Consider the following 10,900-nt stretch of genomic DNA (forward strand, 5'->3'; position numbering starts at 1 on the left):
TCACAGATCGATTCCGCGATCGTCGATTGGGGGCAGCGCCGGTTCGGTGGGGGGCAGCGGATCGGTCAACGGTGTCTTGCGCCGGATGACGATGTCGCCATTGGGCAGGATCTCCGGCGCATGGTAGGCGTCGAAATCCTCGACCACTTCACCCAGGCTGCGTTGCATCTCCTGCAGGAAGGGGGCCGCGTTCTCGGCCAGTTCGCCGAAATCGCGCAGCGTCGGCTCCATCTCCTCCATCAGGCCTTCCATGAACAGGCGCAGGCCCCGCTTCATCAGGCTGTCCTCCTCCTGCGCGGCGACGGGCAGGGCGGCGGTGGCGACGATCAGGGCGGTGGCGATGATTTTCATCCCTCAAAGGTGGGTCGCCGGGCCGGTCAGGTCAAGGATGACGGGAAAGTGGTCCGACGCATCCAGCAAGGCGTCCCGCAGCGTCGCATCGGCCGCCACCTTGGGATCATCGAAGGGATGCAGGATGCGCCAGGCCGCACGGTCGCGCAGGCTGGAGCCGACCATGGCGAAATCCAGAAGCGCGTTCAGATAGCGCTTGCCGATATTGTCCCAGAACCGTGCGGTCGCGGGCAGGGCGGCCCCGATCCGCGCGGGCCGGGCGTTGGGATCGAACAGCGCGGTCGGACCGTCGCCCAACACGATTTCCACGCCCGAACGCCCGAACAGCGCCTCGAAGGTGTCAAGGCCCGGTCCGTCGTTGAAATCACCCGCCACGATCAGATCCCGCCCTTCGGCCAGCCGGGCATCGACCCGGCGGCGCAGCCAGATGCATTGCGCCAACTGCTTGCGCCGGTTCAGGATGTTGATCCGCAGCGCGTCCTCCGGCGTCGTGGCACCGTGCGCGGCCTTCGATTTGGCATGGACGCCGATCAGATGCAGCGGGCCGATCGCCGTCTCCAGGTCCAATTCCAGCGGCGGCTTGGACCAGACCAGCTTTTCGGCCCGCAGATCGGTGTCCAGGTCCATGCCGAACACCCGGTCGAACCGGGGCGCTTCCGCCCCGTCTCCGGGCGCATGGCGGGGCGTGACGCGGTCCGGGTCGTACATCAGCGCGATTTCCTGACGCGTCTCGTTCGGAAAGCCCAGCATCACGCGCGACGTGCGCAGCCCGGCCCAATCCGCGAACCGCTCCAGCGCGATCCGGGTGGACCGGCGCGGTCCGTCGTCGGGCGCCTCGATCACCAGCAGGGCATCGGCGTCGATGGCGCGCATCACCGCCGCGATGGCGTCCAGCTGCCGCGCCTTGGTGATCTCGTAGCGGGAGGTGGTCTGCGCGTCGTGGTCCAGACTGTCGTCGTCGCCGAACAGGCGGTTGAACCATTCGACATTCCACGTCGCCAGACGCAGGGTCATGCGGTGCCGGCCTGTATCCGTTCCCACGCGCGGTTGATGGCAACTAGACGCTTTTCGGCCAGCTTGACCGCTTCTTCGGGCAGGCCGCGCGCCATCAATCGGTCGGGATGGGTTTCGCGCACCGCCGCGCGCCAGGCGGCGCGAATCTCCTCCATTGGCGTGTCGGGGGTCACACCCAGCACGTCATAGCAGTCAGGCTCCACCCCCGGCACAAAGCGGGTGCGCAGCGACCGGAACTCCCGCTCCGGCAGGCGGAAGATCTGGGCGACGCGGCTCAGGAAATCGTCCTCGGCCGGATGGTACGTTCCGTCGGCCATGGCGATGTGGAACAGGCCTTCCATCAAGTCGCGCAGGGTTTCGCGGTCGTCGCGGAACATCGCGCCGATGCGCCGGGCGTAATGCTCGAACCCGGCGACGTCGGTGCGGGCCAGGTCGAAGACCCGCGCGGCGTTGTCCACCTCCTCGGGCGGGATGACGAAGACCTCTCGGAAGGCCGACACCTCGTCGCGGGTGACCTGGCCGTCGGCTTTGGCCATTTTCGCCGACAGGGCGATCACCGCGATGGTGAACGCGACGGAGCGTTCGGGCGGCGCGCGCATCCGGTCGAACAGGCCCGACAGCGCCTCACCGGGCGCGAGGCTTGCAAGAACTTCGAGGATGCGGGACCAAAGCGACATGGGGCGGACCCTAACCCGAAGTCAGCGCGACCAGAACCGCGATTTCCGACAATTGCTGCGTCGCCCCCAGCACATCGCCCGTCTGCCCCCCGATCTTGCGCCGCGCCAGAACGCCCATCCCCAGCGTCACGCCGATCACCGTCAGGCCCGCCACGATGCCGGACATCCCGGCGGGGACCAAGGCCGCAACCGCCAGCGCCACGCCGATGGCCACCCCCGACAGCGGCGGCACGCCCGACCCCCGCGACAGCCCGTCGGTGCGCGCGGGCGGCAGCCAGCGCATCAAGACCGCCATCGGCGCGCGACTGACCACGGCGGCGATGACCACGGCCAACGGGTTCAAAAGCAGGATGGCCGTCGCGATCAGGGACCACCGGATCGTCAGCGACAGGACCAGCGCGATGACGCCGTACGCCCCGATGCGGCTGTCGCGCATGATCTCCAACCGCCGCTCGGGCGTGAACCCGCCCCAGAATCCGTCTGCCATGTCGGCCAGGCCGTCTTCGTGCAACGCCCCGGTCATCGCGATCAGCGCCAGCAGGGTCAGCGCCGCGACCGCCGGCGGTGAAAGACCCAGCCACAGCGCGCCAAGGCCCAGCATGCTGGCCAGTCCCGCCACCACGAGGCCCGTCAGCGGCCAGGCCCAGGCCGCATCGGCCGCCGCCGGTGTGGGCGTGCCCCGGACCGGCAGTCGCGTCAGCAACATGAAGGCCGAGATCAGGTCCGAAAGGACGCGGGCGCGTGGGGGCATGTCGTTCCTGCACTGGAGGTTCGCGTGCCGCTCGCTTATCGCTCGGAGCGACAACGGTAAAGCGAAGAGACCCCGGATGACCGACGCCCCCGACCTGAGCACCCTGACCGCGATCCGCACGGCCCTTGCCGCAGCCCCCGCTGCCGATGATGCGGCCCGTACCGGCGCGGCCGAGCGTAATGCGCAGCTGACCAAGCCGCCGGGCGCGTTGGGTCGTCTGGAGGATCTGGCGGGGTGGTACGCGGCCTGGGTCGGCGACGCGCGGCCGCGCATCACGCAGCCGCAGGTCCTGGTCTTCGCGGGCAACCACGGCGTCGCCGCGCAGGGCGTCAGTGCCTTTCCGCCCGAAGTGACGGTGCAGATGGTCGCAAATTTCAAAGCGGGCGGCGCGGCCATCAATCAGCTGTCCGATCTGGCCGGGGCGACGCTGGGTGTCCACGCGCTCGACCTCGACACGCCGACGGCCGATTTCACCCAAGGGCCCGCGATGACGGAAGACGAGGTTTGCGCCGCCTTCGCTTTGGGCTGGACCGCGGTCGATCCGCAGGCCGACCTGGTAGTGACCGGAGAAATGGGCATCGGCAACACCACCTCGGCCGCCGCAATCGCCGCCGCGCTTCTGGGCGGTGACGGATGGGCCGGACGCGGCACGGGCGTCGACGATGCGGGCCTGGCGCGCAAGCAGGCCGCCATCACCGCTGGTCTCGCCGCCAATCCGGGCCGTTCGGGGCTGGCGGTGTTGGCAGGCCTGGGGGGACGTGAATTGGCCGCAATGGCCGGGGCCATTGCGGGGGCGCGGGCGCACCGGATCCCGGTCATCCTCGATGGGTTCATCTGCTCGGCTGCGGCCCTGTGTCTGCACGCCGAAGATGCGGCTGCTTTGGATCACTGCGTCGCCGGGCACCTGTCGGCGGAAGGCGCGCACGCCCGTCTGCTGGAGGCGCTTGGCAAGACGCCACTTCTGTCGCTGGGCCTGCGTCTGGGCGAGGGGTCGGGCGCCGCGCTGGCGATTCAGATCCTCAAGAGCGCATTGGTTTGCCATTCCGGCATGGCGACGTTCGAGGAAGCGGGCGTGGCGGCCGGCTGACCGACCGTCCTCAGCGCAGCGGTCCGTCGCGGTCCGCGACCATGAACGACAGCGCGTCGGCCACGATCTTGGTGTCGGCCCCGCCCGTCACCCCGCCGATGCCGACGCGGCGACCGACGCGCCACCACATGCCCGGCACCCAGGCCCGGCCGATGGGCCGCTTCAGGCGGATCAGGAAGCCGTTCGACGGCTTGAAGCTGAACAAAGCGCGATCCACCGACGCAATATCGTCGAGGGGGGCGATCGGCCTGCCGTCCTCCGAGAAAAGGCCATCCTCGCGCAGCACGATCGCCTGTGCGGACCCGCGCCAACCCTTCTGCGCCAAGGCAAGGGCGGCGACGCCAAGCACGATCAGGAACAGCAGCCAAAGCGGGTTCGACGGCGGATGCATCACCGCCAGCCACAACAGCAGAAATCCCAGCAGGACCTGAATGGCCAGGCCTATCGCGCGGCGCGGGGTCGAAGGTCGCAGGATGTGCATCGCGTCAGACATGCCCCGCCCTAGCGTCCCGCGCGGGTCTGCACAACGATGGTTCGCGGCCGCGCGTTGCCGTGCGCGGGCCGGGTCCCTACCTTTGCGTCAACACCAAACATGAAAGGATACGCCATGTCCCTGCGTCCCGTTCTCGAAACCCGCGCCGCGCAACCGCACATCGAAGGGGCCGGCGTCCACCTGCACCGGGCCTTCGGCTTTGGCGACCCGAGCGAGCAGGACCCGTTCCTGTTGTTCGATGATTTTCGCGGCGATCACCCCGATATGTATTCCAAGGGCTTTCCCTGGCATCCGCACCGGGGGATCGAAACGATCACCTATGTCCTGGATGGAGAGGTCGAGCACGGCGACTCGCTGGGCAACCGGGGCACCCTCGGGGCCGGATCGGTTCAGTGGATGACCGCCGGGTCGGGCATTCTGCATCAGGAGATGCCGCGCGGAAACGCCGCCGGTCAGATGCATGGATTTCAGCTTTGGGCCAATCTACCGGGCAGCCTCAAGATGACGGCACCGCGGTATCAGGACATCCAGGGCTCCGACATCCCCGAGGTGATCGACGACGACGGCACGGCCGTGAAGGTCATCATGGGCGAGCTGTGGGGCACCAAGGGCCCGGTTGACGGCATCGCCGCCGATCCGTCGTACCTCGATATTTCGGTCCCGCCGGGCGTGAAGAAGACCTTCAAGGTCGACACCTACCGTCAGACCTTTGCCTATGTCTTTGCGGGGGCGGGTGCGTTTTCCGACGCCAGCGCGCCGCAGGGTGTGCTGATCGAAAAGGACGTGATGGGGCAGGAGGTCAACATCCGCGACCTGTCGGGCAACCGCACGCTGGTCCGCTTCGGCACCGGGGACGAGATCACCGTTCAGGCCTCAGAGGAGGGGGTGCGCTTCCTTCTGGTGTCGGGTGCCCCGATCAAGGAGCCTGTCGCCTGGCACGGCCCCATCGTGATGAACACGCAGGCCGAGTTGCAACAGGCGATGAAGGATCTGCGCAACGGCACGTTCATTCAGCCGGCGCACTGACCCACGCGGCGGGGCGTTGTGCCTCGTTTTGGAACGTCAAAACCATAAGAAGGGGCGGTCAGCCGCCCTTTCCCAACCGCGCGCGCCGGTCGCGGATGCCTTCGGCGCGTTCCTTTTCGTCCCAGCGGCGGCCCGACAGGCTTTGGGTGTTGAACGTGTCCTCGGCCACCAGCACCTGCCAGCGTTCGACCCGTTTCGCGTCGATTTCTCCGTCCGCCAAGGCGGCCTTGATGGCGCAGCCCGGCTCCTGCGCGTGGGCGCAATCGCGGAACTTGCAGGTGGCCGCCAGCGCCTCCAGATCGGCGAACAGAACCGCCAGGCCCCCTGCGGTGTCCGTCAGCTGCAACTCCCGCATCCCCGGCGTGTCCACGACCAGCGCCCCGTTCGCCAATCGGTGCATCTGACGGTGCGTCGTGGTGTGCCGGCCCCGGTGGTCGGCTTCGCGCGCGGGCTGTGTCGCGATTTCGGGCCCGTCGGACAGGGCATTCACCAACGTCGATTTCCCGACGCCGGAAGAGCCGAGGAACACGACCGTCCGCCCCGCCGCGCACCACCGCGCCAGCTTGTCCCGCGGCTCCGGCCCCCGCGCGTCCAGCGTCACGACCGCGACCTGGTCGGAGATGGTGCGCGCGGCGGCCTCCAGGGTGGCGACATCTTCGCTCAGGTCCGGTTTCGTGATCACGATCACCGCTTCGGCCCCCGCCTCCAGCGTCAGCGCAACATACCGCTCCAACCGTGCCACGTTGAATTCGCGCGTGGCAGAGGTGACGACGAACACGGTGTCGACATTGGCCGCGATGGCCTGAACCTCGTGCCCCTTGCCGGGCGCGCGGCGCTTGATCAGGCTGAACCGGTCCAGAACGGTCGAATTGGAGGGGAGGTCCGGGTCGAACACGACCCAGTCGCCCACCGTCGCATTCACCGAAGGCGGCACACGCACCTCACCCATCGGCCCATGCGCCTGCGCGCCGCTGCGATGCACTTCCATGACCCGCACGGCCCGCGTCGTCTCGGCGACCTGGTCGGCGAAGAACGCCTGCCAACCAAGATCGGGGAGTGTCGGACCGGTGGGGACGGGCGTGTCGGACATGCGCGGGCCTCTCCTGTGCTGGTTCTCAGGTCGCACGGCACCGCGGGCGGGGCAAGGGTTCAGGCAGGCCCGCGCAGTGGCGAAGCGATGCGGCAAATTTCGGCGGAAGGTGACGCCAGCCCGGCATCTGGCAATCCGATCCGCGGGGCGATACTGCGTGATCATGTTGAACACGATCCGCCACGGGACGCCGACCGACCGTCCGCCGCTGCTTATCGCGCATGGCCTGTTCGGGTCGGCGCGCAACTGGGGCGTCATTGCAAAACGCCTGTCGTCGGACCGCGAGGTCATTGCCGTCGACATGCGCAACCACGGCGACAGCCCATGGTTCGACACACACTCCTATCCCGACATGGCGCAGGACCTGGCCGCCGTCATCGGCGATACGCCGCACGACGTTCTGGGCCATTCGATGGGCGGCAAGGCGGCAATGGTCTTGGCACTGACCGAACCGGACAGGGTCAATCGCCTGATCGTCGCCGACATTGCGCCCGTCGCCTATGGCCACACGCAGACGCATCTGATCGAAGCCTTGCGCGCCGTCGACCTGACCCGCGTGACCCGTCGATCCGACGCGGCGGCGCAGCTGGCCGACGTGCCCGATGACGGGACGCGTGCGTTCCTGCTGCAATCGCTGGACGCGGGTGAAAAGCGCTGGGCGCTGAACCTCGACGTGCTGGAGACGGAAATGCCGAACATCATCGGTTTCCCGGATGTCTCCGGCCCCGTCGACACGCCCGCATTCTTCCTGTCGGGCGGGGAAAGCGACTACGTGCGTCCCGATCACCGCGACACCATCAAGACGCTGTTTCCGAACGCACGCTTCGCAAAAATTCCCGAAGCGCACCATTGGCTGCACGCCGAGAACCCGCGCGCGTTCGAGGCCGCCTGCCGCGCCTTCCTCGACGCGCCGGACGCCGCCTAGGCCGTCAAGCCCTGCGGCTCCTCCAGCCCATGCGCCCGGCAGCAGGCGGTCAGCGTATTGGCCAGCAGGCATGCGATGGTCATTGGGCCGACGCCACCCGGCACGGGCGTGATGGCCCCGGCAACTTCGGCGCAGCTGTCGAAATCGCAATCGCCCAGCAGCCGTGATTTCCCCGGTTTGTCGGGGTGCGGCCCCCGTGTGATGCCGACGTCGATGACCGTCGCGCCCGGCTTGACCCAGTCGCCCCGCACCATCTGCGCGCGTCCGACGGCCGCCACCAGGATATCGGCCCGCCGACACACCTCGGCCAGGTCCTGCGTCCGCGAATGCGCGATCGTCACGGTGCAGTTTTCCCGCAGGAGAAGTTGCGCCATCGGCTTGCCAAAAAGGTTCGAGCGTCCGATCACCACCGCATCCAGGCCCGTCATATCGCCCAGCTGATCGCGCAGCAGCATCAGGCACCCCAGCGGCGTGCAACTCACCAGGGCATCGCCGCCGGTGGCCAGAAGACCGGCATTGGTTACGCTCAACCCATCCACATCCTTGGCGGGATCGATCCGGGCAACCGTCCGGCGTTCATCCAGATGCGCAGGTACCGGAAACTGGCACAGAATACCGTGGACCGCCGGATCGGCGTTCAGCCGGTCGATCAACGCGAACAGATCCCCCTCCGAGGTATCCGCCGGAAGCCGATGCTCGAAGGACGTCATGCCCACTTCGATGGTCGCCCTGTGCTTGTGGCCGACATAAACTTCGCTGGCCGGATCCTCCCCGACCAGAACGACGGCGAGACCGGGCGTGATGCCGGCGGCTTTCACACGCTCCACCTCGGTCGTCACCTGACCCCGCACCCCGGCCGCAAAGGCCTTCCCGTCGATGATGGTCGCCGTCATTCGTCGTTCCTCGCTTACCGTTAACGTCCGACGTAGATCACCCGTCGGTCACCCGTAGATCACCCGCCGCATTTGTCCGCCGATGACCCGTTCCGCCACGTTTCCATGGCTGTTCGGCGTCAACCTTGCGTTTAACAAGGTTAACGCCGGATCGTCCGCGATGCCGTCAGAAAAGTCCCTCGACCTCGCCCGCATCGTTCAAGCGGATGTTTTCCGCACTGGGCACGCGGGGCAGGCCGGGCATGGTCATGATGTCGCCGCAGACCGCCACGACAAAGCCCGCGCCGGCCGACAACCGCACTTCGCGCACCGGCACCGAATGGCCCGTTGGCGCCCCGCGCAAGGTCGGATCGGTGCTGAACGAATACTGCGTCTTTGCCATGCAGACCGGCAGATGGCCGTAGCCCTGTTCTTCCCAATCTTTCAACTGGTTGCGGATCTTGGCATCCGCCAGAACTTCGTCCGCGTGATAGATGCGCTTGGCGATGGTTTCCATTTTCTGGAACAGCGGCATCTCGTCTGGATAGAGCGGTGCGAAATTCGACACACCCGAATCCGCGATCTCCGCAACGCGGGTGGCAAGGTCGGCGCTGCCCTTCGATCCGTCCGCCCAGTGACGCGACACGATGGCCTCCGACCCTTGGCTGACGACGTAGTCTTTTACGGCCTGCACTTCGGCGTCGCTGTCCCCGGTGAAATGGTTGATGGCCACGACGACCGGCACGCCGAACGATTTCACGTTACCGATGTGCCGCCCCAGGTTGGCGCAGCCCGCCTTCACCGCATCCACGTTTTCGTCCCCAAGGTCCGCCTTGGCGATCCCGCCGTTCATCTTCATCGCGCGCACCGTCGCGACCAGAACCACGCAATCTGGCGCGATGCCGGCCTTCCGGCATTTGATGTTCATGAATTTCTCGGCCCCCAGGTCCGCCCCGAACCCGGCTTCCGTCACCACATAGTCCGCCAGCTTCAGCGCGGTGGTCGTCGCGATGACCGAGTTGCAGCCGTGGGCGATGTTGGCAAAGGGGCCGCCGTGCACGAAGGCCGGATTGTTCTCCAGCGTCTGAACCAGATTGGGCTGCATTGCGTCCTTGAGCAGAACCGTCATCGCGCCGTCGGCCTTGATGTCGCGGGCGAAGACCGGCGTGCGGTCGCGGCGGTATGCGACGATCATATTGCCCAGCCGACGCTCCAGATCCTTCAGATCGGTCGCCAGACACAGGCACGCCATCACCTCGGACGCGACGGTGATGTCGAACCCGGCCTCGCGCGGGAAGCCGTTGGCGACCCCACCCAGGCTGGCCGTGATCTGGCGCAGCGCGCGGTCATTCATGTCGACCACACGCCGCCAGACGACGCGACGGATATCGATGTCCAGTTCGTTGCCCCAATACACGTGATTGTCGATCATCGCCGACAACAGGGAATGCGCGGAGGTGATAGCGTGGAAATCGCCGGTGAAATGCAGGTTCATTTCCTCCATCGGCACGACCTGCGCGTATCCACCGCCCGCGGCCCCGCCCTTCATCCCGAAGTTCGGCCCGAGCGACGCTTCGCGGATGCAGATCATCGCCTTCTTGCCGATCGCGTTCAGCCCGTCGCCCAGACCCACCGTCGTCGTCGTTTTGCCTTCGCCCGCGGGCGTCGGATTGATCGCCGTCACCAGGATCAACTTGCCGTTCGGCTTGGATTTGGTGCTGTCGATGAACGCCTGGCTGACCTTCGCCTTGTCGTGGCCGTATGGCAGCAGATCGTCCGCGCCGATGCCCAGCATGTCGCCGATTTCAAGGATGGGCCGCTTGCTTGCCGCCCGTGCGATTTCGATGTCGGTCTTGTGGGTCATCGCGAAAGGTCTCCTCTTCGGGCCCGGAATGCCACAACGCCTAGGGGCAAGGGCAGGGGGGCGAGGTGTTGAAAACCGACATTCTGCGTCGTTCCGACGCCGCCCACGCCCGCCGCGAAGCGGATCGGAAACTGCGCGCCCGGGGCGGCGTCATCCGACCTCATGCAAATTGTCTGCCGAATCGCGGAACCGAAAGGATTTGTTAGGTGTTAGGCCTGCAAGAAAGACATTCGATACCGGCAACAATACGCCGACCTGCCCCTAGGAGCCTGCCATGACTGCCACCAAACTTTTCATTCACGCCGGTTTTGTCGCCGGTTTCAGCCTTGCCATGCTGACCGGCCTGGCGCTCGCCTGAGCCAAGCCGACCAACATTGATTTCGAATGACGCCGGGCTGCAACCCGGCGTTTTTCATGCGCCGTGCCATGCCCGTTGATCGGGAATGTGCAGGCGGACCGGATCGCCGATGCGGATCACACCTTCCCGCTCAACCCAGGCCGTAACGCCCCGCTTGCCACCGGCGGCCGCCTTGAACGCGCGTCCATGCCCGGGTGCATCCGCCTCGATCACAGGGATCGGCAGGGTACAGGGCCGGTTTTCCATATCGACGGTCACGGTGGCCCCCTCCGCGATCTGCAGGCGGGAGGACGGGGGCAGATGCGTCAGATCGGGAATTCCGGACACGACCATCGTCGCGCCGATCCAGGCCGGATCGAAATCATCCAGCCCCATTTTTGCGGCGATCTCGG

Annotated in this window: 12 protein-coding genes; 3 read left to right on the forward strand and 9 right to left on the reverse strand. The window is 66.8% G+C overall.

What is annotated here, in order from left to right; translation table 11 throughout:
- Genes JDO7802_RS09530 through cobS form a run of 4 tightly spaced genes read right to left on the reverse strand, consistent with a single transcriptional unit; the run spans position 1 to position 2,793 of the window.
- A complete protein-coding gene (locus tag JDO7802_RS09530) occupies positions 1-351 on the reverse strand; it encodes a hypothetical protein (protein WP_055085008.1) in 351 nt (116 codons plus the stop codon).
- Positions 352-354: 3 nt separating this feature from the next.
- Positions 355-1,365 carry an endonuclease/exonuclease/phosphatase family protein gene (locus JDO7802_RS09535; RefSeq protein ID WP_306455356.1) on the reverse strand — a complete coding sequence of 337 codons (1,011 nt, stop codon included), beginning with the start codon at positions 1,363-1,365 and terminating at the stop codon, positions 355-357.
- Positions 1,362-2,042, reverse strand: coding sequence for a molecular chaperone DjiA (locus JDO7802_RS09540; protein WP_055085009.1), 681 nt, complete (start codon positions 2,040-2,042; stop codon positions 1,362-1,364). The genes JDO7802_RS09535 and JDO7802_RS09540 overlap by 4 nt, the downstream gene beginning before the upstream one ends.
- Before the next feature lie 10 nt (positions 2,043-2,052).
- Complete coding sequence (gene cobS, locus JDO7802_RS09545; RefSeq protein ID WP_055085011.1) at positions 2,053-2,793, reverse strand: adenosylcobinamide-GDP ribazoletransferase; 741 nt, start codon at positions 2,791-2,793, stop codon at positions 2,053-2,055.
- A gap of 76 nt (positions 2,794-2,869) precedes the next feature.
- Between cobS and cobT the strand changes: the two genes are divergently transcribed.
- Positions 2,870-3,880 carry a nicotinate-nucleotide--dimethylbenzimidazole phosphoribosyltransferase gene (gene cobT / locus JDO7802_RS09550; RefSeq protein WP_055085013.1) on the forward strand — a complete coding sequence of 337 codons (1,011 nt, stop codon included), beginning with the start codon at positions 2,870-2,872 and terminating at the stop codon, positions 3,878-3,880.
- Between the two features lie 10 nt (positions 3,881-3,890).
- Here the strand turns inward: cobT and JDO7802_RS09555 are convergent, their stop codons facing one another.
- On the reverse strand, positions 3,891-4,373 hold the full coding sequence (locus JDO7802_RS09555) for a hypothetical protein (RefSeq protein ID WP_055085015.1): 483 nt from the start codon (positions 4,371-4,373) through the stop codon (positions 3,891-3,893).
- A gap of 114 nt (positions 4,374-4,487) precedes the next feature.
- Here JDO7802_RS09555 and JDO7802_RS09560 point away from each other — a divergent pair, with 114 nt between their 5' ends.
- Positions 4,488-5,399 (forward strand): pirin family protein, encoded by a 912-nt coding sequence (locus tag JDO7802_RS09560; RefSeq protein WP_055085017.1) that lies wholly within the window; start codon positions 4,488-4,490, stop codon positions 5,397-5,399.
- Between the two features lie 58 nt (positions 5,400-5,457).
- On the opposite strand, the gene rsgA is transcribed toward JDO7802_RS09560, so the two are convergent.
- The gene (gene rsgA, locus JDO7802_RS09565; protein WP_055085019.1) at positions 5,458-6,489 is read right to left on the reverse strand and encodes a ribosome small subunit-dependent GTPase A; all 1,032 of its coding nucleotides are present in this window, start codon (positions 6,487-6,489) and stop codon (positions 5,458-5,460) included.
- Between the two features lie 163 nt (positions 6,490-6,652).
- On the opposite strand from rsgA, the gene JDO7802_RS09570 reads away from it, so the two are divergent.
- Entirely contained in the window at positions 6,653-7,414 is a 762-nt protein-coding gene (locus JDO7802_RS09570; RefSeq protein ID WP_055087189.1) for an alpha/beta fold hydrolase, read from the forward strand.
- Here JDO7802_RS09570 and folD read toward each other — a convergent pair.
- The 3 genes from folD to JDO7802_RS09585 form a co-directional block, all read right to left on the reverse strand.
- Positions 7,411-8,307 carry a bifunctional methylenetetrahydrofolate dehydrogenase/methenyltetrahydrofolate cyclohydrolase FolD gene (gene folD, locus JDO7802_RS09575; RefSeq protein ID WP_055085021.1) on the reverse strand — a complete coding sequence of 299 codons (897 nt, stop codon included), beginning with the start codon at positions 8,305-8,307 and terminating at the stop codon, positions 7,411-7,413. The genes JDO7802_RS09570 and folD overlap by 4 nt on opposite strands.
- Before the next feature lie 166 nt (positions 8,308-8,473).
- Entirely contained in the window at positions 8,474-10,150 is a 1,677-nt protein-coding gene (locus tag JDO7802_RS09580) for a formate--tetrahydrofolate ligase (protein WP_055085023.1), read from the reverse strand.
- Between the two features lie 412 nt (positions 10,151-10,562).
- Positions 10,563-10,900 (reverse strand): MOSC domain-containing protein (locus JDO7802_RS09585; protein ID WP_144430677.1); only part of this gene is annotated, 338 nt, incomplete at its 5' end.

The sequence above is a fragment of the Jannaschia donghaensis genome (assembly GCF_001403795.1).
GTDB lineage: Bacteria > Pseudomonadota > Alphaproteobacteria > Rhodobacterales > Rhodobacteraceae > Jannaschia > Jannaschia donghaensis.